Annotated in this window: 20 protein-coding genes and 1 tRNA gene; 5 read left to right on the top strand and 16 right to left on the bottom strand. The window is 32.4% G+C overall.

The features are described 5' to 3' along the window. Positions 1-472: 472 nt before the first annotated feature. The 6 genes from BHU33_RS04825 to BHU33_RS04800 all read right to left on the bottom strand — a co-directional run bounded on the left by BHU33_RS04825 (position 473) and on the right by BHU33_RS04800 (position 6,473). Positions 473-2,533 (bottom strand): LTA synthase family protein, encoded by a 2,061-nt coding sequence (locus BHU33_RS04825; RefSeq protein ID WP_056997680.1) that lies wholly within the window; start codon positions 2,531-2,533, stop codon positions 473-475. Between the two features lie 29 nt (positions 2,534-2,562). Further along, positions 2,563-3,588, bottom strand: coding sequence for a lysylphosphatidylglycerol synthase transmembrane domain-containing protein (locus tag BHU33_RS04820; RefSeq protein ID WP_054645808.1), 1,026 nt, complete (start codon positions 3,586-3,588; stop codon positions 2,563-2,565). Further along, the gene (locus BHU33_RS04815) at positions 3,572-4,627 is read right to left on the bottom strand and encodes a glycosyltransferase family 4 protein (protein ID WP_056997681.1); all 1,056 of its coding nucleotides are present in this window, start codon (positions 4,625-4,627) and stop codon (positions 3,572-3,574) included. The genes BHU33_RS04820 and BHU33_RS04815 overlap by 17 nt, the downstream gene beginning before the upstream one ends. A 3-nt stretch (positions 4,628-4,630) precedes the next feature. Beyond that, positions 4,631-5,788, bottom strand: a complete 1,158-nt coding sequence (locus tag BHU33_RS04810) for a glycosyltransferase family 4 protein (protein ID WP_054645809.1) — start codon at positions 5,786-5,788, stop codon at positions 4,631-4,633. Positions 5,789-5,910: 122 nt separating this feature from the next. Further along, the gene (locus BHU33_RS04805) at positions 5,911-6,177 is read right to left on the bottom strand and encodes a phosphocarrier protein HPr (protein ID WP_054645810.1); all 267 of its coding nucleotides are present in this window, start codon (positions 6,175-6,177) and stop codon (positions 5,911-5,913) included. A gap of 101 nt (positions 6,178-6,278) precedes the next feature. Beyond that, a complete protein-coding gene (locus BHU33_RS04800) occupies positions 6,279-6,473 on the bottom strand; it encodes a hypothetical protein (protein WP_054645811.1) in 195 nt (64 codons plus the stop codon). Positions 6,474-6,638: 165 nt separating this feature from the next. Between BHU33_RS04800 and BHU33_RS04795 the strand changes: the two genes are divergently transcribed. Beyond that, the gene (locus tag BHU33_RS04795) at positions 6,639-8,642 is read left to right on the top strand and encodes an ATP-dependent Clp protease ATP-binding subunit (RefSeq protein WP_054645812.1); all 2,004 of its coding nucleotides are present in this window, start codon (positions 6,639-6,641) and stop codon (positions 8,640-8,642) included. An 82-nt stretch (positions 8,643-8,724) separates the two neighbouring features. Further along, positions 8,725-9,555 (top strand): MucBP domain-containing protein, encoded by an 831-nt coding sequence (locus tag BHU33_RS04790; protein WP_054645813.1) that lies wholly within the window; start codon positions 8,725-8,727, stop codon positions 9,553-9,555. Positions 9,556-9,598: 43 nt separating this feature from the next. On the opposite strand, the gene BHU33_RS04785 is transcribed toward BHU33_RS04790, so the two are convergent. The 4 genes from BHU33_RS04785 to recX form a co-directional block, all read right to left on the bottom strand. Further along, on the bottom strand, positions 9,599-11,020 hold the full coding sequence (locus BHU33_RS04785; RefSeq protein WP_054645814.1) for a C69 family dipeptidase: 1,422 nt from the start codon (positions 11,018-11,020) through the stop codon (positions 9,599-9,601). Positions 11,021-11,033: 13 nt separating this feature from the next. Next, positions 11,034-12,611: a peptide chain release factor 3 gene (locus BHU33_RS04780; protein ID WP_056997682.1), complete on the bottom strand. Its 1,578-nt coding sequence runs from the start codon at positions 12,609-12,611 to the stop codon at positions 11,034-11,036. Between the two features lie 77 nt (positions 12,612-12,688). Further along, on the bottom strand, positions 12,689-13,825 hold the full coding sequence (locus tag BHU33_RS04775; protein WP_056997683.1) for an AI-2E family transporter: 1,137 nt from the start codon (positions 13,823-13,825) through the stop codon (positions 12,689-12,691). Between the two features lie 3 nt (positions 13,826-13,828). Further along, positions 13,829-14,641: a recombination regulator RecX gene (gene recX / locus BHU33_RS04770; RefSeq protein ID WP_054645815.1), complete on the bottom strand. Its 813-nt coding sequence runs from the start codon at positions 14,639-14,641 to the stop codon at positions 13,829-13,831. A gap of 79 nt (positions 14,642-14,720) precedes the next feature. Between recX and BHU33_RS04765 the strand changes: the two genes are divergently transcribed. Continuing rightward, complete coding sequence (locus BHU33_RS04765; protein WP_054645816.1) at positions 14,721-15,170, top strand: flavodoxin; 450 nt, start codon at positions 14,721-14,723, stop codon at positions 15,168-15,170. A 6-nt stretch (positions 15,171-15,176) separates the two neighbouring features. Here the strand turns inward: BHU33_RS04765 and BHU33_RS04760 are convergent, their stop codons facing one another. Continuing rightward, on the bottom strand, positions 15,177-16,082 hold the full coding sequence (locus BHU33_RS04760; protein WP_225355260.1) for a YihY/virulence factor BrkB family protein: 906 nt from the start codon (positions 16,080-16,082) through the stop codon (positions 15,177-15,179). A gap of 162 nt (positions 16,083-16,244) precedes the next feature. Here BHU33_RS04760 and BHU33_RS04755 point away from each other — a divergent pair, with 162 nt between their 5' ends. Beyond that, positions 16,245-17,183: a glycosyltransferase family 2 protein gene (locus tag BHU33_RS04755; RefSeq protein ID WP_054645817.1), complete on the top strand. Its 939-nt coding sequence runs from the start codon at positions 16,245-16,247 to the stop codon at positions 17,181-17,183. Next, positions 17,183-17,614, top strand: coding sequence for a GtrA family protein (locus BHU33_RS04750; RefSeq protein WP_054645818.1), 432 nt, complete (start codon positions 17,183-17,185; stop codon positions 17,612-17,614). Before BHU33_RS04755 ends, BHU33_RS04750 begins: the two co-directional genes overlap by 1 nt. Positions 17,615-17,658: 44 nt before the next feature. On the opposite strand, the gene BHU33_RS04745 is transcribed toward BHU33_RS04750, so the two are convergent. From BHU33_RS04745 to BHU33_RS04725, 5 genes are all read right to left on the bottom strand, one after another. After that, positions 17,659-19,017, bottom strand: a complete 1,359-nt coding sequence (locus BHU33_RS04745; protein WP_056997684.1) for a gluconate:H+ symporter — start codon at positions 19,015-19,017, stop codon at positions 17,659-17,661. A 160-nt stretch (positions 19,018-19,177) separates the two neighbouring features. Further along, positions 19,178-19,250 (bottom strand) — tRNA-Arg (locus BHU33_RS04740). 64 nt (positions 19,251-19,314) lie between these two features. After that, positions 19,315-20,568, bottom strand: coding sequence for a DEAD/DEAH box helicase (locus BHU33_RS04735; protein ID WP_054645819.1), 1,254 nt, complete (start codon positions 20,566-20,568; stop codon positions 19,315-19,317). Positions 20,569-20,573: 5 nt separating this feature from the next. Continuing rightward, positions 20,574-21,575 carry a Gfo/Idh/MocA family protein gene (locus BHU33_RS04730; RefSeq protein ID WP_054645820.1) on the bottom strand — a complete coding sequence of 334 codons (1,002 nt, stop codon included), beginning with the start codon at positions 21,573-21,575 and terminating at the stop codon, positions 20,574-20,576. Continuing rightward, positions 21,568-22,365 carry a GH25 family lysozyme gene (locus tag BHU33_RS04725; protein ID WP_056997685.1) on the bottom strand — a complete coding sequence of 266 codons (798 nt, stop codon included), beginning with the start codon at positions 22,363-22,365 and terminating at the stop codon, positions 21,568-21,570. The genes BHU33_RS04730 and BHU33_RS04725 overlap by 8 nt, the downstream gene beginning before the upstream one ends. Between the last annotated feature and the right edge of the window lie 15 nt (positions 22,366-22,380).

The raw sequence follows: 22,380 nt of genomic DNA, 5'->3' as shown, positions 1-22,380 counted from the left end.
CATGTATTAGGCACGCCGCCAACGTTCGTCCTGAGCCAGGATCAAACTCTCATTTTAAAAATGAGAACTTTACTAGCTCTTATTTATTTTATTTCTTAAAGCAAATTGACTTTGCATAATGTTTTAATCTTTAAACTAAGTTTAAAGATTACCTTACACTTTTTGTAATCAAAATCTTGTTCAGTTTTCAAAGATTTACTAAAAGTCATCAACAACTTTTCTCTTTTTGACAACTTCGTTAGTATATAATGTTTTTATTTTTTTGTCAAGATATTATTTCAATTAAAAATTTAACTTAATTTATATAGATATCAGCGACATAAACTATAATATCAAGTTTAAATAAATTAATCAATAGTTTTTTTGAAAAAGTTAATAAAATTGTGAAAATAAATTGGTAGTAATAAAAAAATCCTAGCATACCATTATCTAAAACTAACGGTATGCTAGGATTTTATTTTTCTAAACTAAATTATTTCAATTCAGGGGCATCTGTCTTAAAGTCAGAAACAGTCGACTTACCTCCATTTTCATCAATTAAATCAGTCTTTTTCTTTTTATCTTCTTGCTTCAGTCTCTTAAGGGCAGTTTTCTTATTGTAATCAAAAGTTTTCTTATCAACATCTTTATAGCCTTTTATATGATGGAAACGCAGTAAATCACCATAAACAACTTTATCAGAATTTGATAATGAATCATTTACATATTTTTGAATATCGTTAAACTGTTTCTTTTGCGTCTTAGTCAATTTCAATTCTTTGCCAGTCTTAGTATCAAATACAGTTCCACCAATTTTTGTATATTTTTTACTTACAAAATCGCCATTTCTAAATGGAACAATTTGTTGATTTTCTGGACTAAGTAAATCATGGCCAAATTGAATCATATTGTTATTCTTAATGCCCAATAAATGCTCAAGCGTTGGTAAAACATCAATCTCCCCACCATAAGTATGGTCAACATGTCCATCAAGATTACTTCCATTAATCATAAATGGAACTTTCTGGAATTGAGCTAGATCATAATTATTAACACTCTTTTTGTGTAATAATTTAGCAATAGCTGGTCTGTGATTATTAGAGATACCGTAGTGATCACCATAAAGCACCACCACACTATTCTTATCAAGTCCGGTTTTGTGGAGATAGCTTTCAAATTCACCGAAGGCCTGATCAAGATAATGAGCTGTTTGAACATATGGATCAACGGTACTATCACCCGTAGTCGTCGCAGGAAATGAAGTATTAGCTTTATCTAGTTCATAAGGATAATGATTTGTTAAAGTAATCATTTTTGCATAAAACGGCTGTGGTAACTGTTGCAAATATGGAATCGTTTGTTTAAAGAATATCTTATCTTTCATCCCATAACCGACATTATAATTGGATTTGTTTTTATAGTAAGAATCACTGAAGAAATAGTCATAACCCCATGATTTATAAGTATTGTTTCTATTCCAAAAAGTAGGTACGTCACCATGAAAAGCAGCAGTAGTATAGCCTTTTTGATCAAGAATTGATGGAGCTGCTTGATAAGTATTTTGGGCTCCATAACTAACCATTGCTGATCCTTGAGGCAAACCATAGAGTGAATTTTCCAACATCATTTCAGCATCAGAAGTTTTCCCTTGTGCTACCTGATGATAAAAATTATCAAAAGCAATTGTATGTTGATTTCTGTAGAATTTATTAAGATTTGGTGTAACTTCTTTTCCATCAACTTTATAGTTAATCAAAAATTGTTGGAAACTCTCTAAATGAATAATAAAGACATTTTTACCTTTTTCCTTGCCATAATAGCTAACATTTGGAGAAACTTGATTTTTATTTATAAATTTCTCAACGCCCTTTAAATCTTTAGCTTTAGCATTGGCACGTGTTGAGCTCTCTTTTTGAGTTTGATAAATATTAAAGGCTGCGTACTCATTCAATCCTAAATATTTGACTATGTAATTATTATCAAAAGTTCTAGTTAATAATCCTGATCGATTGGCATTGGCAGCACTATATTCTCCAAACATTAATACAAGAGAAAGAATCGTAATACTAAATGCATATCGAAACTTAAGTGGATGATGATCAATTTTTATTACTTTAAAAAGTAATAAAATAATCAATATTACAATGTCAACGTAGACAATGAAATCACCTGGTCGAAGAATCTCTAAAAAACTTTTCCCTAAATTATTTTGAACATTACCTGTCCCTTTAATAATTCCCAATGAAAGAAAATCTGAAAATTCACGATAATAAAGAATGTTAGCGAAAATCCAAGTTGATTGTAAAAAATCTATAATCAACATTAACCAATAAGCTAGCTTACCTCTAAAGTATAAGGCAATTCCAAATAATAGCATTGCTGATGGAATTGGATTGACAGCTAAAAGAAACTGCTGCATCCCACCTGAAACACCTAAAGTGAAATCAGTTTTGTAACAAATATATGTTTTTAACCAAAAAAGAAATACAACCAAAACATAAAAACCAATCGTTGTATTTAATAAATTACGAATGCGTTTAAAAAAACCTGACATTCTAACTTCCCCCAAATTATTAATGTTAATTAACTTTTATTTTTATTCAGCATTTTGCTTGGTTTAGCAACCAATGCGAATGATCCCAATATTAATCCTAAATAATAAGTGAGAATTCTCCACAATATCATTGCTAACACTAGTTTACTACCATTAGAAACGTAACTCTTAAATAACATTTCAAAGCTATATTCAGCCCCACCAGCTCCACCAGGAATTGGAAAGATTGAAATAACTAAAAATATCAACACATTCAAACTAGTAATCATCAATACATTTGCATTATAGTAACCTAATGCCAGCATGATGAAATAAGGAATCAAATAATAAAATAATAACTGAAAAAAGGTTAAAACAAAAATTTTTAATATCAATTTCCATTGATGACCAATTCTAACACTCTCAGTATAAAAGGTATCAATTTTATTATTTAAGTTATGTTGCCATCGTAGATATTTTTCTTCGCTAACAAACCAACGAACCGGTTTAAGACAAAAATTAACCAGTTTTTTTGTAAAAGAATACCAATACATAATCATCAGTAAAGCTACAATTACAAATAAATGAATTAAAAAACCAAATAAAACAAAAATAGCCAAAGCATGGACTTTATCAATCAAATAATCAAAACCAATAATCAAACTAAAAATAAAGTTAATTACTATCATGGCTTGATAAACTATGAACTTCATCAATAAAGCAGAAGTTGCTTTTCCAGCATCAACTCCTGATTGCACCAAAACGACTAATTGGGCTGGCTGTCCCCCAGAAGAAAACGGAGTAATCCCGTTGAACAGCTGTTCGACAAGCGGAACTCTGATTGCATCCCGAAAACTAAAATTTGGCGTACTACTTTTAACCAATATATAAGTTACGACTGCTTCTAAAAGGAAATACAAGAGGATACAACCAAGTGCTACAATCATCCACCAGGGATTAATCTCCGTAATATCGTTAATCAATACACTAAATTTAATATCACGAATTGCATACCACGAAATTAAAAATCCCAAAGCTATCATCACAACAAACGAGATTTTATTTCTTTTTGACATTCAAATCCCCTTTCGATTTACTCAGTTTTGCCTGTTCGAAATAAAAATTATGCCAAATTTCGGCTAAATGATCTTCTGAATAAAAATTAGACGCCTTCAATGCTTTATGATGATAATCACTCCACAATTGATTGTCAGCTGAAATGTTATTTATTATTCGATTCATCTGTGCTTCATCATCTGCAGCTAAGTAATATCCATCAATGATTTTTCGATATAACTCTAAATTCCTTAAAACTACTGGTATACCGCAAGAAAATGCTTCTAAAACAGACATAGGAAACAATTCATTATAAGATGGCAAAAGAAAAAGGTCGGCTAAATTATAATAATCTACTAATTTATCTCGATTAACAATTCCAGGAAAGCTAAGATTTGCAGGTGGGTTTTCAACCAACTTTTTTAGTTCCGTATAACCAGCTGTCATACTTCCAAATGAAAAACCACCAACCCATACAAATTGATATTCAGGATTTTCACGTGCCAATTTTGCAAAATCAAGCACACCTTTACGTGTCTGTACCTGTCCAGTACATAAAATCGTGAATTTATTAGGTTCATATCCATATTTATGCTTTAAAGCTTCTTTAGTAGTTCTTGAAACCGGATAAAATTCTTTTTTACTGACAAAGTTAGGAATGTAGGTAATCTTACTTTCAGGAATTCCGTATGCTACTAATTTAGGAATAAAAGTTGGATTAACCACAACAATATGATCCATCCGTTTGTAAAAAGCAATTATATATTTATAGAATAATTGCCGAAACGGTGTTGGAATTTTTAAACTTCCTTCTAAAGTCTCAGGCAAAAAATGAACATAACCAATTTTACGCCCTCTTTTTTTCGAAAAAGTAGACAAATAAAAGCTGGGATTGATAGTGTGATAATGACTAATATCAGCTTGATTATATTTGTTTATTTCGATGTCAAAATCATTAGGAAGATATTTCTTTAACATCCCAATTAATTCTATATATGCACTACCAACTCCCTGACCTTTTACCTTAGTAGCCGTAGAAAACATATCAATTTTGAGCATTAGTTACTCCTTATCGTCAACTTGATAACTATTAATCGTATCAACATAAAAGTCAAAAACTTGATCTACAAAATAACTAGCAGAAATATCATGCAGTTTTTGCTTCCGCAAAGACGGATTATCTGGATAATCATTAGGATGTTCTAGATACGATACAACATCATTAACAAAGTCAGTATCAGTCTCAAATGTTCTCCCTAATGAATTATCATTAATTAAATCATCAGTATAAGGACTTGCTGAAACCACTACTTTGGTATCAGCTGCCATTGCTTCAATATAAGTTAGTCCTTGTGACTCTGAATTTGAAGTTGATACAAAAACGTCGGCCATTTTATAGTATGAACTAACGTCTTGATTCTTAACTTCACCAGTGAAAATAACATTATCAACAAGTCCTTGCTTCTTAACTTGCTTTTGTAAATTTTCTCCTGCAGGACCTGCTCCAACAATTACTAATTTTGCTTTAGGTACTTTTTTTAGGATTGCAGGAAAAGCGTTAATTAATCCTGTTAAATTTTTTTCATAAGACAAACGACTAAGTGACAACATCACAGGAGCATCAGTCGGAATTCCCCATTTTTCTCTAATATTTTCATTGTTTTGTTTTTCATAATGATTAATATCGACACCAGTTGGAATAATACGAATTGGACTTTTTACTCCATAATTGGTCAATTTATCCAATACACGTTTACTAGGTGCAATTATTCCGTCTAAATGATGACAAAAGGCTAGGGTTCCTTCTTTTACGTGAATTGGCTTTAATAGTTTCCCATTAGCAACATAATGAAGATAATCTTCATACATTGTATGGTAAGTATGAATACAAGGAATACTCATATTCTTAGCTACAAATTTACCAATCATACCCATTGAGAATTCTGTTTGAGTATGAACAATATCAAGTTTGAGGCTTTTGGCAATCTGGGTTGCCTGAAATAAACCACGAACTGCAATTCGTCTTTCAGTAAAAGAAACAAAAGGAATACTAGAAAAACGATATATTCCCTGTTCATCATCTTTAGCATTTGGATCCGTGGTAGTAAAAATATAAACATTATTTCCACGACGTTCTAGCTCATCTTTTAAGGTCTTGATAGATGTCGCAACTCCACTAACTTGTGGAAAATATGTATCTGTAAATAATCCAATATTCAAGCAAATCTTCACCCTTCCAATTTGAGCTAAACAAATGTAATTATATGTTTTTAATAATCAGTTTGCAAACATCTTCATAAAGAAAAAGAGCTGCATAAGCAACTCTTTTTAAACAATGAAGATTACTCGATTAAACCTTCTTCTTTCATAGTCTTAGCGATTGCATCAAGTGCTTCTTTAGCATCGTCGCCTTCGGCTGAAATAGTTACAACCGCATTTTGACCAACACCAAGTGACATTACACCCATGATTGATTTCAAGTTAACCGTTTTATCATCATATTCTAAGCTAATATTTGAATCAAACTTACTAGCTGTTTGAACTAAGAATGTAGCAGGACGAGCGTGAATACCGGTTTCTGCTGTAATTTTAAATTGACGTTTTTCCATAATAAACGCACCCCTTTATTGACCTTATTTATACTTTAAGCGTACCAATATCTAACCGAAAATACAAGTTTTTAAAACCCCGAGTTAAATTACTTGAATCATTAACTGTTTTGAGCATAATGATAAACTACGATACCTTTATTACCAGCTCTTCCTACAATTCTTTTTCTAGTCTTATAATCCATAAATGCTTGTTGAAATACGAAAAATTCACTAGGCGTGATGGTTAAAGTTTCAATTTCACCATCGCGGAGTTTATCTAATAAAGCAGTATATTCTTCTTTTGTTTTAACCAACGTATTTCCCCCTGTCATCTATTTAATTTTATCATAATATAGTAACTCGAATTAAAAAACGTAACAACAGTCCAATTACTTGAAACACATTAGTTGGAGAGTATAATATTTGTAATAGTCAAATAAGGTCAAGCAATCATTTATAATCTATAAGGAGGTTTAATTATGGAAGGACAACAAGGAGCATACGGTTTTGGTAGTCTAGATGACTTATTAAAATCAATGCAAGGCGGAGATTCCGGATCCGGTAATTTTCAAATGCCGCCACAAGGACCTAGTAGTATTTTAAAAACTTACGGAACTGATTTAACCAAGTTAGCACGAACTGGAAAACTAGATCCAGTGGTAGGAAGAGATAAACAAACTGCTCGTGCAATTGAGGTTTTAAATCGTCGTTCTAAAAATAATCCAGTCTTAATTGGTGAAGCCGGTGTTGGAAAAACTGCCATCGTTGAAGGTTTAGCCCAAAAAATTGCTGATGGAACTGTACCACAAAAATTACAAAATAAAAAAATCATTCAAATCGATATGGTTTCGATTATTCAAGGTACTGGTATTCGTGGGCAATTTGAAAAAAAGATGCAACAGTTAATTAAAGAAGTTAAAGCAGATAAAAATATTATTTTATTTATTGATGAGATTCATGAAATCATGGGTGCCGGGAATTCTGAAGGCGGATTAGATGCAGGAAATGTTTTAAAACCTTCTCTTGCCCGTGGTGATTTTCAACTAATTGGGTCAACTACCATGAAAGAATATCGTGATATTGAAAAAGATTCAGCTTTAGCTCGTCGTTTTCAACCAATTAAAGTTGATGAACCAAATGAAGAGCAAGCTATCAAGATTTTAAAGGGTTTGCAAAAACGTTATGAGGATTATCACTTAGTGCATTATACTGATGACGCAATCAAGGCAGCCGTTAAATTATCACAAAGATATATTAATGACCGCTTTTTACCTGATAAAGCCATTGATTTAATGGATGAAACTGGTTCAAGAAAAAATTTAACTCTTAATATTATCGATCCTAAAACAATTGACAAGGAGATTGCTAACGCTGAAAAAGAAAAAGAAAGCGCACTTAACAAAGAAGATTACGAAACTGCAGCATACTTTAGAGATCGTGAAAAACAATTAGAGCAACAAAGAGATCATAGTGCTCAAGCTACAAACAAAAACAACACGGTTACTGAAAAAAATATGCAACAAGTTGTAGAAGAGATTACTAATATTCCAGTTGGAAATCTAGAAGATCAAGAAAAGCAACAACTTAAAGATCTTGATAAAAATCTTGAAGCTCATGTAATTGGCCAAGATGAAGCGGTGCAAAAAGTTGCTAAAGCAATTCAAAGAAATCGTATGGGATTCAACAAAACCGGCCGTCCTATTGGATCATTTTTATTTGTTGGACCTACAGGAGTTGGTAAAACTGAATTAGCAAAACAATTAACAAAACAGCTTTTCGGGTCTAAAGATTCTTTGATTAGATTCGACATGTCAGAATATCGAGAACCACAATCAGTTGCCAAATTAATTGGTGCTGCTCCTGGATACGTTGGTTATGATGAAGCTGGTCAATTAACTGAAAAGGTTCGCAGAAATCCTTATAGTCTGATTTTATTAGATGAAGTAGAAAAGGCACATGCAGATGTTTTGCATACCTTTTTACAAGTATTAGATGATGGTCGCCTAACCGATTCGAAAGGAAGAACCGTTTCATTTAAAGATACTGTCGTCATCATGACTAGTAACGCCGGTGCTAATACTGGTGCTAATGTTGGGTTTGGAGCTGAATCAAGTGGAAATACTCATTCTGTTCTTGATAAACTTGGATTTTATTTCAAACCAGAATTTTTAAATAGATTTGATGGAATTGTTGAATTTAACTCTCTTGATAAAGATAATTTAACTAAGATTGTTGAAATTATGTTGGATGAGATGAATAACACATTAACTGAAAATGGAATTAAAGTTAATGTTTCCGATGATGCTAAACATAAATTAGTTGAATTAGGATTTAATCCAGCAATGGGAGCTCGTCCTCTCCGTCGCGTAATTCAAGAACAAGTTGAAGACCAAACTGCAAGTTATTTACTTGAACATCCAGAAGCTAAAGAATTGCTTGCAAGAACTGATAAAAATGGTAACATTCAAGTTACTGCAAAATAAACAAAAGCCCGAATTAGTTTAATTCGGGCTTTTGTTTACGAAAATGTTAGAATTAATCTATTATCTAACGGAGGAATGTATCTTGTTAAACTTTATCAAAAAATTGTTAAACCATAATAATAAAAATAATTCAGTTGTTAAAAAATCCCACTATGATAAAAAAGAATCAGAGTTAAGTAACAGTCACGTCAGCAAACAATCCTCTTCTCAAACATCACTAACTTCGAATTTTAGTAAATCAAAATTACCAATTTCAAATGGTGAGATTTCAACTACCATTTTCGTAAACATTGTTGATGAAAATAAAAAGCTGCTTAAATCCCCTTTAATCATTAAAACCTATTTAGGTAATTCCATACACATTGATATTCCTTCTATTCATAATTATACTTTTAAAAATGTTTCTGGCATTAGTTCAACTGTTATCATTCCAAATCAGGTTATAACATTGCACTACGTAAAAGATATGGGAAAACCGGTTATGATATATTGCTTTGATTTTGACACTGGTAAATTACTAAAAACTCCTGAATTTATAACAGGTAAATTAGAAGATCCTTTCAATCTTAAGTTACCACAGTTAAAAGATTACAAACTTAATCTTTTAGTGGGTGACCTAAAGGGTCAATTTACCAATAAATCACAAAATATAATTTGTTATTATCGTCATGCTAATTGGAAAATTGTTCAACCGGTTAATTATCAAGTTAAAATTGCAATAAAAACCAAAGTATATCAAGATCCAAATGAAAAAATACCCTATGATATTCAACTACCTATTGGATCAATTTGGAAAGTTTTTAAAGAAGTAAAAACAAATCAAACACTTTGGTTATCATTAGGTGGTGCTGAATGGATTAAAGCTGATGATGTTAAGCTAATTACCAAAAATCATCCTAAATTAACTAATTAAAAAACTACTTGAGATTTAAAATCTCAAGTAGTTTTTGTTTATCCTATAAGTTTTTATCCATATCATAAGTAAGTTTAGATAAAGTTAAACCTTTTGACATTAATTCATGCATCAAATTGTCAACTCGTGTTCTCATCTCAGCTACCAAGCTTTGATTTTGTTTTTGTAAAAATGCAGAAATGTTTTTAGGATTACGATGCTTAACTTGATCAATTGTATTATCAATATGAGTTAAAAACATTTGGTTAACATCAGTTTTAAAATCACGATCCATTTGAATAAAATGACTGTAATGCGATTCAGTTAACATTGATAACTTACGATACATCCAATATGCACTAGTATCATCCATTTGCAAAGGTGTATTTTCATACGTTGGATCAGTAGCATTTACATTTGCAAAAAATGGAACATAAGGACTAAATGCTGGAATTCCAAAATTTAACCACATAATCGCAGACCAAGCCGAATCAACATCATTTCTAATCTGCAAAACATGAGAATTTTGTGTTCTGTTCATTGAAATGGGTCTAAACTTAGTTTTTAAATCCTCAGGCCCATTACCTAATGGGTCATACTCGGTTTCATTATAATGAGAACTCAAAATAAACTCGACATCTGTTACCGCAATTTTTCGATTAGCTTTCCTAATAAAAGGCAAATTAGATGAAGTTGGTGATTGTTCAATCTCTGGATTCAAATAACGCTGACCGTACCATACTCTGGGCGTATTATAATGACGATCCTTTTCATTACTAGTTCCAAAAATATGTCTAAAATTAAACCCCTCAGCATCAGGATTCAATCGATGTTTGGCAACAAATTCTTGAATCCCGTCTGAAAACATAAAATTATCAGGATCATCAAAATCAACTTGTTGAATTGCAACTTGATTAGCAACAACGGCATAGCTATCATCAGGAATTCTTTGAGCAACCCAATGATGTCCAGTAACAATTTCCATATACCAAACTTCATTATTATCACTAAAAAGGACGCCATTCCCTTCTGGAGAACCATACTTTTTAATTAAACTACCTAAATATGAAACTCCTTCACGAGCTGAATTAATATAAGGAAGCACCATTGATTGCAGGGAATCTTCAGCTAATCCGTTTGTAACCCATGGATCATACGCCAAAGTGTGTAAGTTTCCGTAAACACTCTCAGTTGCACTCATCGCAACGTTTTTTTGATTAAAACCACTTTCTGCATAAACCCCTTCTTTAGCAATGTCTGCATTAGGTGTTAATAAATAGCGATATCCAGAAGTTGGCATTGTCATGGTAAATCCATTTTGATTGGATTTCCAAACCTTATTTTCATTTTGATATGCTGGTTCAACATAAAAACGTTGTGGTGTTAGTGGCAAAAAAGTATCGTCATTTCTGGCAATCATAGTTGAACCATCAATACTAGCGTCTTTACCTACCAAAACACTTGTACAAGCTGATAAATGTTTCATATTTTTCTCCTTTTTATAACTTGGCTGTTAATTTAACATTCGGATATTTATCTTTAAACCAACGTTCTGCGAATTGATTTTCAAATAAGAAGAGTGGCTCTTCATTAATATCCTTTACCAAAATATTCCGTGAAGACGACATCTTTTCATCCAATTGTTCTGGATCAATCCAACGAGCAATTTTATTCCCCATCGGTTCCATCAAAACATCTGAATTATACTCATTCTTCATTCTAAACTTAAATACTTCAAATTGTAACTGACCCACTGCCCCTAGAATATATTGACCAGTTGAATACGTAGTATAAAGTTGGATAGCACCTTCTTGAACAAGTTGTTTGATTCCCTTATGAAATGACTTTTGCTTCATAACATTTTTAGCAGAAACCCGCATAAATAATTCTGGGGTAAATTGCGGAAGCTTTTCAAATTCAACTTGGTGTTTACCCGTGTAAATTGTATCACCAATTTGAAAATTACCAGTATCATAAAGCCCGATAATATCTCCAGCAACTGCGGTTTTAACGTTTTCACGTGTATTTGCCATAAACTCAGTAACGTTTGACAAACGAATTGATTTTTGGGTTCGATCAAGGGTAACATCCATTCCCTTTTTAAATTCTCCAGAACAAATTCTCACAAACGCAATTCGATCGCGATGATGTGGATTCATGTTAGCTTGGATTTTGAACACAAAACCAGTAAAGTTTTCATCATTTGGTTCAACTTCAGTTCCAGCCAAAGTTTTATGTGGACCTGGAGCAGGAGCCATCTTTAAATATGCATCTAAAAAGGTTTGAACTCCAAAATTAGCTAATGCCGAACCAAAAAAGACAGGAGTCTGATCTCCATTTTTGATTTTTTCTGCACTAAATTCGTTGCCGGCTTCAGAGATTAAATCCATTTCGTCTTTTGCATCTCCATAGATATCATCATCTTCTAGCTGATTATCGCCTTCAATATTACCATCTTTATCCAACTTTAAAAAATTTCGTTCATTACTTTCAGGTTGAAATAATTCAACTCGATGATTATATCGATCATAAATTCCTTTAAAAATCCTTCCAGAACCAATTGGCCAGTTCATCGGATAGGCTTCAATTCCCAATACATTTTCTAACTGATCAACCAATTCCATTGGAGGACGGCTATCACGATCAAGTTTGTTCATGAAAGTGAAAATTGGAATTCCCCGCATTTTACAAATTTGAAAAAGTTTTTTAGTCTGTGGTTCAATCCCTTTGGCAGCATCAATTACCATCACAGCTGAATCAACTGCCATTAAAGTTCGATAAGTATCTTCAGAAAAATCTTCATGTCCAGGAGTATCCAAGATATTGATTCGTTTACCCTGATAATCAAATTGCATTACGGAACTAGTAACAGAAATTCCACGTTTTTGTTCAATTTCCATCCAATCTGATTTTGCAAAATTACCGCTTTTACGAGCTTTAACAGTCCCTGCTTCTCGAACAATCCCACCAAACAAAAGTAATTGCTCGGTAATTGTTGTTTTACCAGCATCAGGATGAGAAATAATCGCAAATGTTCTTCGTTTATCAACTTCTTTTGTTAATTCTTTTTCATTCATTAGAATCCTCCTAACAAAATTATATAACATCTAATAATGATAAAAAAATCCGGAGAACCCGGATTTTAATTTAATATTTAATTATCTGAATCAATATCAGATTTTTGGTCGTGTTGAACCTGCCAAATACTATAAAAATACTCAACAACTACTTTTACAATCGCATAAATTGGAATTGCTAAAATCATTCCTAATAATCCTGCAATATTACCGGCAGCCAATAAAATTAAAATAATTGTTAATGGATGAATGTTTAAACTTTTACCAATCACATTTGGATAAACAAAATTTCCATCTACCTGTTGAACTATTAATACTACTACAATTGTCCATACTACCTGCATTGGACTAACCACAATCGCTGCAAATAACGCTGGAATAATTCCAATATAAGGACCAACATAAGGAATCAAGTTACAAAACCCAGCAAAAACACCTAATAACAACGCATATTTTTGCCCGATCATTAAATATCCGATTGAAGTAAAGGTACCAACAAATAAACATTCAATCACTTGACCTCCAATATAATGAGAAAGCGTTTTGTTCATTTTTTTTAACAATACTTCAGATTGATGACGATGCTTATCTGATAAAGTTGTAAGCAAACGTTCAATACTAGGTAATAAACGATCACCATCTTTTAACATATAAAAAAGAATAATTGGAGCTGTAATGATCGTAACTACAACTCCTGCAGCAGTTGAAATAATGTCACCAGCACTATTAGATAAATGATTTAACATCGATTTTAGATATGCCGAATAAGATGATTGAATTTTAGACACAATCGGATCCCAATCAACGTTTTTTAAAAAACCATATTTAGTCATTTTAGCTAAAGAGCGTTCTTGATGAGCTGTGAACTGCGGCATGGTACTTGCTAAATTAGTAATCTGAGAAATTAAGCGGGGAATAAATGAAACTAAGATAAATCCGATTATCCCGATAACAGCTAAGAAAATAATCGTTGTTCCCCAGGTGCGATTAATTGTTTTAGTCTTCGTGATTTTAATCTTCATTAACAGGTTTAAAACCGGATTCAACATGTAATAAAGAAAACCTGCGATTAATAATGGTGCAAAAATAGTTGAAATAAAAACGCCGATGGGATAAAAAACAAAATTAATTTTAGTACTTAAAAAAATAATTCCAATCACTAATAATACTTCAACTGTCCAAAAAAGTAGTCTTGAATCTTTAATATTTTTCATTCATTAACCTTCCAAATCATCTAAAAATTGATCAATATCATCTAAATCAAAGCCCTTCCGGTACAAAGCTTGTTTAACTTTTTGTCGTCGCTGATAGGAATCAATTGCATGATATTTTTTCCATACTTTAGCACAGGTCTTTTTTAAAATTAAATTTTGTTGATTTTCATCAATTGTTTTATCAATTAAATCTAACACTTGATCAATATCATCAAAACTAAATCCTTTCCTCATCATTGTTAATTTAACTTTTTCAATTCTTTTATTATATGGGTAACGATTATAATGGTCAAATAACTTTTGGGCAATCTGCTGGGCGTTTTGAACTACTTTTGTTTTTGAATAATATTGTTTTAACGCATCATTAATGACCGCCTCAGCAACTCCTTTTTGTTGCAAATAACGGGTCGCTGCTCCAGGTCCTTTATTTTTTCCATCTGCTACCTGTCTAATATAATTTTTAGCATAGTTTTTATCATTAATTAGATCAATTTTAATTAGTCGTTCAATTACATTAGCAATCATAATTTCATCATCGGTCAAATCTTTCAGTTTCTTTTCCACTTCAAACTGGGTTCGTTGACGATAAGATATAAAATCAACCGCTTTTCCATAGAGTTTTGAAAGATTATCCGCTGCTTTAATCTGTTCAATTTCGGCGGATGTAAATTCACTTCCCTTAAATATCATATATTTTATTAAAACTTCTTCGCTGATTGGAAATGCATATTCATTATTAATGTAAACATTATAACGACCAGGACGTTTTTGTGCTTCAATTCGACTAATTTTTAATTTTTGCGAATTATTTTTCATAACTAATTATCCTTTCTAAATTCACAATTGAATTCTCTTCTGCTATACTAACCAGATAAATAGTAAAGGAAGTTTCGTGATGACAAAAGCACATGTAGTTTATGCAACTATTACCGGAAATAACGAAGATGTAGCAGATATTGTAACCGAGGGATTGGAAGATTTAGGAATCAATGTAACTGAAACTGAAATTTCTCAAACAGATGCTGAGGAATTATTAGACACAGATATCATTGTTATATGTCCATATACGTACGATGAAGGAAATCTTCCTGAAGAAGGAATGGATTTCTATGATGATTTAGCTAATCTTGATTTAACTGGAAAAATATTTGGTGTTGCAGGATCTGGTGATGTTTTTTACGAGGAATTTTACAACGTAGCAGTTGATGCATTTGCAAAAGCTCTCCAAGAAGCTGGAGCAGTTGCCGGAGCTCCCAATGTTAAAATCAATCTAGACCCAGATGAAAATGATATCAAAATACTGGATACTTTTTCCAAGCAACTTGTTCAAAGCGCTACAAAATAGTTATTATTAAAGCCTTTTTTTAAGGGCTTTTTTTTCTAGGGATTTTAATTTACTATGTGATTCATCAATCCCGTCTAAACAGTAGTCATGCACACTAGCATTAATAACAGCACCAAATAAAAGTACCATTCCCATAAAATATAACCACAGCATTACAACAATAAAGGTTCCCAATGTTTTATAAGCTGAAATATTTCTGAAAAAATTAGCAATAATTAAAGAAAAAACCTGAGCCAAAATTGCTAACCCAACTAATGAAAAAATGGAACCAAATAAAGTATATTTAAATCTAGTTTTTAAGCTTGGAACAAAATAATATAACATCAATAAAACTAAAAATGATAAACTCAAAATTAATGGTAATCTAGCATTTTCTAGTGTTGTAATGATTACACTAGAAACATTAAAAGTATGTTGAATAAAACTTAACAATGCTTGTCCAAAACCTAATAACAACATTAAGATGAAAAGAAACGATACTAATAACAACATCCATAAAAATGAAATAATCCGATTCATCAAAGCACTTTGGTTATCAACACCATAGGTCCGATTGACAGCTCTTTGAAACGCTGCCATTGCACTACTGGCGGACCAAATCACCAAAATAAGACCCACTGATAAATTACTCCCACCATGACCACCAGCAAATGCTGATTCAAAAATCGGTTTTAATGATAAATAAATTGAATTTGGCATTAATGGTCTAACGTAACCAAACACAGTATCAGGATTTGCATTTAAAATCTTAATAACCCCGCCAATAATAATCAATACTGGAAACAAAGATAATAAAGCATAGTAAGCAAACACAATAGCAGAATCAGAAACATTACCCATTTTAAAATGGTGCAAGAATATTTTAAAAATAGGACTGATCTTGTTCTTTAAAATTAATTTAATCTTTTTCACAACTTAATCTCCTGAAAAATTTAATTATTAAATTACACGCTAATTTGAATTATATCAGAATCTTAATCTAAATCCGTTACAATTTAAGTTTAATTAATGATAAAATTAAGATTAGCTTTAGCAAACAAATTACTTTGTTTGCTTTTATGAGGAGGAAATGATTTGGAAACAATCAGTTTAATTGTTCCATGTTATAACGAACAGGAATCAATTAATTTATTTTATGATACCGTAGAAAAAGTCTTTAAAGAAATGAACAAAGATGGTAAAAAATTTATTCCCGACTATTTATTCATCAATGATGGTTCTTCAGACAATACTGGAAAAATATTAAAAGAACTCCATAATCAGCATCCAGAAACTGTCCACTTTATTTCTTTTTCCAGAAACTTTGGTAAAGAATCAGCAATGACAGCAGGATTACGTAACGCTCATGGAGATTATGTTGCACTTATGGATGTCGATTTGCAAGATCCACCGGAATTATTACCAAAAATGCTCAAAATTATTAATACAGAAGATTATTACTGTGTTGGCTGCATTCAAACCAGTCGAAAACAAAATCCGATTCGAGCTTTCTTATCATCATCCTTTTATAAAATTATTGATGCATTATCTGACGTAAAAATTCAACCCAATGTACGAGACTATCGTTTAATGTCACGTCGTTACGTTGATGCTGTTAACGAATTAACCGAATATAATCGTTTTTCAAAAGGGATTTTTAGCTGGGTTGGTTTTAAAACTAAATACATTAAATATCCAGGACAACCTCGTGCTGCTGGAAACTCACATTGGTCAATTTTTCAGTTATTTGAATATTCAATCGAAGGAATTATCGATTTTTCAGATGCTCCTTTAAGAATTGCAACCTTCATTGGTGGATGTTCATGTTTTCTAGCAATAATTGGAATTTTAGTTGTCATTGTCAGAGCCATTTTCTTCGGTGGATCGGTAGCAGGTTGGCCATCTTTAGTTTCAATCATTCTGCTAATTGGCGGAATTCAATTATTCTGCTTAGGAATTGTTGGTAAGTACATTGGTAAGATTTACTTAGAAACTAAACATCGACCACAATATATTATTGAGGAGCAGGAATAATGCAAGCAATCCTGAAACTATATCAAAAGCATAAAGATGTCATTCCCTATTTATTTTGGGGAGTTGCTGCTACTGCTTTTAACATCATTGTCTTTTTCTTATTACAAAAATTCACCCCGCTTGGCTATTTATTAAATTACTTAATTGATTGGTTCTTTACAGTTTTATTTGCATTTTTCACTAATAAATATTTTGTTTTCCATGCTGAACATCATACTAACAAAAAATTTTGGTATCAAATGGCTACATTCTTTGCCGGCAGATTTGTTACTTGTATTATCGGTGCTGGAATCATGTTTTTGGGGATTAGTTTGTTAAAATTCAACTCTAATTTAGAACAAAATGTTATCAATATTTTACAAAATATTGTCGTAATTATTTTAAATTATTTCTGGGCAATTTTAATTTCATTTAAAGATAAAGCTAAATAAAGACAAAATAAAAGACTCTGATTTTTTTCAGAGTCTTTTATTTATTAACCGACAAACATATTCAGAATTAGAACCATTATCAACCCCACAACTGAAATCACAGTCTCAAGAGTAGTCCAAATACCAAGAGTTTGTTTAACATCTAAATCAAAGTATTCTTTAAACATCCAAAATCCTGCATCATTAACATGCGAAGCAGCTAATGATCCAGCACCAATTGCAAGTGCCATCATAACTGGATTGACATTTAAGGAAGCCATTAATGGCATTACCAATCCAGCAGCTGTCATTCCAGCAACTGTTGCTGATCCAAGTGAAACACGAAGAATCACTGCAACTAACCAGCCTAAAATAATTGGTGATAATGACGAATGCATCATCATGCCCTTAACAGCATTTCCAACTCCACCATCAATCAAAACTTGTTTGAAAGCACCACCACCAGCAATTACCATCAATAACATAGCAATTGATTTAATCGCGTCAGCAATACTAGTTGAGATTTGTTTCATATCTTTACCCCGATGGAATCCCATGGACCAAATTGCAAATAGAAGTGCAATTACCATGGCAATCATTGGGTTCCCTAACATTGAAATCACAGCATCAAATCCAGTAGGTTTAGCAACAGCTTTTCCACCGTGAGCTATCATTTGGTAAATGGTATTAACAGCCATAAAAATAGCTGGTAATAATGAAGTTAGAGCTGACAACCCAAAGCCTGGAGTATCTTTTAAATCATATTGTTTAACTTCTCCAAATGCTGGTAAACTTTTCTTTACCACAAAAGCACTTGGGAAAAATCTTTGAATTACTTTTGTCCAAAGTGGACCTGCAATAATTACTGCAGGAATTGCTACAATAATACCAAACAGTAATACTTCACCAATATTAGCACCAAGTGCAGTAGCAACAGCTGTAGGTGCAGGTTGAGGAGGTAAGAATCCTTGGGTTGCCGATAGAGCGGCAGCCATTGGAATTCCTAAGTAAAGAAAAGGAACATCTGCTTCTAATGCAACTGCAAACACAATTGGAGTTAATAAGACTAACCCAACTTCGAAAAACAATGACATTCCAATAATAAATGAAGCAATCACGATTGCTAACTGCAAACGCTTTTTACCAAATTTATCAATTAAAGTCTTAGCAATTCGATAAGAACCACCAGAATCTGAAACCAAACGTCCAATCATAGCACCAAAACCAAAGACGATGGCTAGTTCTCCTAGTGTACTTCCAATTCCCATTTTAATCGAAGTAGCAATTGAAGCTGGATTCATTCCCAATCCCAATGCAACTAAAATGGCAACAACAATCAAAGAAACGAATGTATTTAATTTCAATTTGATAATTAGAAATAGCAATAAAGCAATTCCTAAAAATAATACAACAAACGGCATCATTTGTGATTCCTCTTTTCCACATATAAGTTTTAACGACATTCTTAATTGTATGCGTTTTCATTAATTATTACAATACATGAATATAAATTTTTAATAACAAAACATTAATTTATTTTATTAAAAAGAAGCCAATCGGTTTGGTGATTGACTTCTTTATTGATGACCCCACTCAGACTCGAACTGAGATCGACCGCTTAGGAGGCGGCTGCCCTATCCAGTTGTGCTATGGGGCCATATTCCAACTGTTTAATTTTCTCATGAATTCTTCCATTCGTAAAGAAATTGTTGGAATATAACTTACTTCTTATGTTTCCCTTTATTTTTTTGATTCCGTTTTCGATTCTTCTTTTTATGCTTTTTGGGTATCACAGGCTGAGCCTGTTCAATACGTTCATTACTATTTTGAGACTCAAACTTTTTAATTTTTTTAACTGGTTCCTGATCAATATGATCAACTAATTTTCCATCATAATAATAAATTGGTTTAAGTTCATATTCTTCATCTCGAAGTAATTTCTTTAAATCACGTAAATCATGATCATCACCAAAATTAATCACTAACCCTGGTTCTCCCATTCTTCCTGTTCGTCCGACACGATGAATATAAGTAGTTGCATCCGTCGGCAGATCATAATTAATAACAGCAGGTAATTTGGGAATATCTAAGCCCCGGGCAGCAACATCTGTTGTTAATAATAACTTAGTCTGCCCTTTTCTAAAGTTTTTCAATGCTCGTTCACGTTGGAGTTTATTTTCTCCCCCACTCAACTTTTCAACTGGCGCATGACCTTGGTGTTTAAAATAATTGTACGCCCGATTTAAATTTTCACTTTGATTAAAAAATACTAAAGCTTTAAAGTTGGTTAATTTAGCTAATCGATTTAAAACATCATTTCGTTTTCCACGAGAAACTTCAAATAAACCATGTTTCACGGCTCCTCGACTTTTATCGGTGTTTCGGACATCAATAATACGAGCTGGTTTGCCCATATATTCATCTAGGTGATGTAAAACTTCGCTATCAGTTGCTGAAAAATAAGCTACCTGAGAGTCACGAGGTACGGAAGCCACAATTTCTTTTACCTTATCTAAGGTATCATCTTGTAGTAAATCATCAGCTTCATCAATCACTACTTCATCTACACCATTAACTTTTAATTTATGTTCAGCAAGCAAACTTAAAATTCGACCAGGAGTTCCAATTACAATCTCTGGACGTTTTTTTAATTGTTCATGTTGGTGTTTAACGTTGGCTCCCCCAATCAAAGGTAAAATCTTGACATTAAACGGTTTAGCCCAATCACGCATGACATTTGTCACTTGCATGGCTAACTCTTGAGAAGGTTCAACTATGATTGCTTGAACTCCCTCACCTGGCATAATGTTTGCTAGAATCGGCATTAAAAATGCAACCGTTTTTCCTGATCCAGTTGGTGATAAACCGACTATATCTTCGCCGCCATCAATCATTGGATCATAAACGGCCTTTTGAATCTCTGTTTGTTCTTCATATCCTAGTTTTTCAAATCTTTTTTCAAATTCTTCTAACACAATCTTTACTCCTTCGTTTTATTAGGATATTCAATTCCTGCTGAGGCAGCTAAGCGCGACATCAATAAGTTAACTTGTTGCATTTGCTGCATCCACTGAAAATACATTTTTCTACTTGGTTCATCAGAAGGATGATTAAGTACTTCTGCAAAATCAGTTAATTCAGGAACCATGGGATTACCCTGATAAAATGGACTTAATTTCTCATCTGAATCATTAGAAACTACTGAAGCTGAAGTAAATTCTCCAGCATTATCAATCGTAATCGTCTTTTTTCCACTATATATTTCTGAATCATGATTAGATGATGAAATTTTACTAAAGTTTAAAATAACATCAAACTGTTCATAATTTAGAACGGCAGTTCCCTTACCATCAACTCCAGTTTGAATAAAAGTTGGAAAATATTGTTGCCGTTTTGGCAATCCAAATAATGCCACAGCTGCATACACTGGATAAACTCCCAAGTCAGCCAAAGCACCACCGCCAAATTGTGGATTAAACACGTTTGGTTTCATTCCAGCTAATACTTTATCATATCGTGATGAATACTGACTAAAGGTGAAATCACCCCCATCAATATGATTCAAATTATCAATCGCTTGTAAAACAGCCTTAAAAGCAGGCATGTGAATATTACGTGCCGCTTCAAACAAATGTAGTTGTGGATGACGGTCTAATTCATCCATTACACTCTGATATTGATAGGTACTTAACACCATTGGTTTTTCAACAATTACATTTTTTTCATGCTGTAAGGCTTGCATAATCTGTCCATAATGAAAAACATTTGGTGAAGCAATATAGACGGTATCAAAAATATCGGAAGCAAAAAAATCATCTAAATCTGTATATGTTCTTTGACGATGATTTTTGGTTGCAAACTGTTTTCCAGTTTCTAAATGACGTGAGTAAACAGCAGCTAATTTATATTGTTTGGTAGTAACTGCTGCATCAACCATTCGTTGTGTAATCCAGTTGGTTCCAATCGTTCCTAATCTAATCATGTAATCCACTCTTTTCTAAATCGTCGTTTTTAAGTTGTTTTAAATACTGTTCCCATTTTACCTTATTTCCATCAAAAGCAGACATTTGATAATCACTAGATTTACCATTATCGTAAATTTGATCGGATTTGTTTAAATTAATGAATTCCACTTTTTTAGCATTATGATTACCATCTAAAGAAAACTGAACGTGATTAATATTTTTTAAAATCTGATAATTATCAGAACTAGTTTTAAGCAAAATTGGACGATGATATTTATGATATAAAAACGAAGTAATTTCAATAATCTTGGTACGTAATTTTTTAGGATTAACATTTTCAGAATTATAATCTCCATAGTAACTAATATCTATACCAATTGGTAAATCGCCAATATTGTTACCAACTGATCTCACGAAATTTTGTTCTTGATCTTTAACTGAACTCCCAAAACCAAACTGATGATAAACTCCAATTTTTAAACCAGAACCAATACTACGAGAATAATTATCGCTAAAATCATCATCAGTAAAATTAGCCCCCTGGGTTGCACGGATATAAGCATATTTTATCCCTCGCTGATTAGCTTCTGTAAAATCTACATATGAATCATCTTGATCAATTATCAATCCACGAACCGGATATTGGGTAATTAGGTGTTGACGCTGTTGCTCTTGTTTTTCAAAAAAACTAAAAATTCCAAATCCAATCGCAAAAATAAAAATTACTATCATAATAAGTATGAACCATTTTCGCAAACGATTTTTTCGCTGCTGTTGTTGATATAACTGTCGAGTCAATTTATGCATTTTAATCCTCACGTA

The organism is Fructilactobacillus lindneri DSM 20690 = JCM 11027 (assembly GCF_002907375.1).
In the GTDB taxonomy this organism is placed as follows: domain Bacteria; phylum Bacillota; class Bacilli; order Lactobacillales; family Lactobacillaceae; genus Fructilactobacillus; species Fructilactobacillus lindneri.
This window is presented reverse-complemented; position numbering and strand designations above follow the sequence as displayed.

Coding starts and splice junctions, on each gene's coding strand:
- BHU33_RS04825 (WP_056997680.1), bottom strand. CDS start 2,533: ATGTCAGGTTTTTTTAAACGCATTCGTAATTTATTAAATACAACGATT.
- BHU33_RS04820 (WP_054645808.1), bottom strand. CDS start 3,588: ATGTCAAAAAGAAATAAAATCTCGTTTGTTGTGATGATAGCTTTGGGA.
- BHU33_RS04815 (WP_056997681.1), bottom strand. CDS start 4,627: ATGCTCAAAATTGATATGTTTTCTACGGCTACTAAGGTAAAAGGTCAG.
- BHU33_RS04805 (WP_054645810.1), bottom strand. CDS start 6,177: ATGGAAAAACGTCAATTTAAAATTACAGCAGAAACCGGTATTCACGCT.
- BHU33_RS04795 (WP_054645812.1), top strand. CDS start 6,639: ATGGAAGGACAACAAGGAGCATACGGTTTTGGTAGTCTAGATGACTTA.
- BHU33_RS04785 (WP_054645814.1), bottom strand. CDS start 11,020: ATGAAACATTTATCAGCTTGTACAAGTGTTTTGGTAGGTAAAGACGCT.
- BHU33_RS04780 (WP_056997682.1), bottom strand. CDS start 12,611: ATGAATGAAAAAGAATTAACAAAAGAAGTTGATAAACGAAGAACATTT.
- BHU33_RS04775 (WP_056997683.1), bottom strand. CDS start 13,825: ATGAAAAATATTAAAGATTCAAGACTACTTTTTTGGACAGTTGAAGTA.
- recX (WP_054645815.1), bottom strand. CDS start 14,641: ATGAAAAATAATTCGCAAAAATTAAAAATTAGTCGAATTGAAGCACAA.
- BHU33_RS04765 (WP_054645816.1), top strand. CDS start 14,721: ATGACAAAAGCACATGTAGTTTATGCAACTATTACCGGAAATAACGAA.
- BHU33_RS04750 (WP_054645818.1), top strand. CDS start 17,183: ATGCAAGCAATCCTGAAACTATATCAAAAGCATAAAGATGTCATTCCC.
- BHU33_RS04745 (WP_056997684.1), bottom strand. CDS start 19,017: ATGATGCCGTTTGTTGTATTATTTTTAGGAATTGCTTTATTGCTATTT.
- BHU33_RS04730 (WP_054645820.1), bottom strand. CDS start 21,575: ATGATTAGATTAGGAACGATTGGAACCAACTGGATTACACAACGAATG.
- BHU33_RS04725 (WP_056997685.1), bottom strand. CDS start 22,365: ATGCATAAATTGACTCGACAGTTATATCAACAACAGCAGCGAAAAAAT.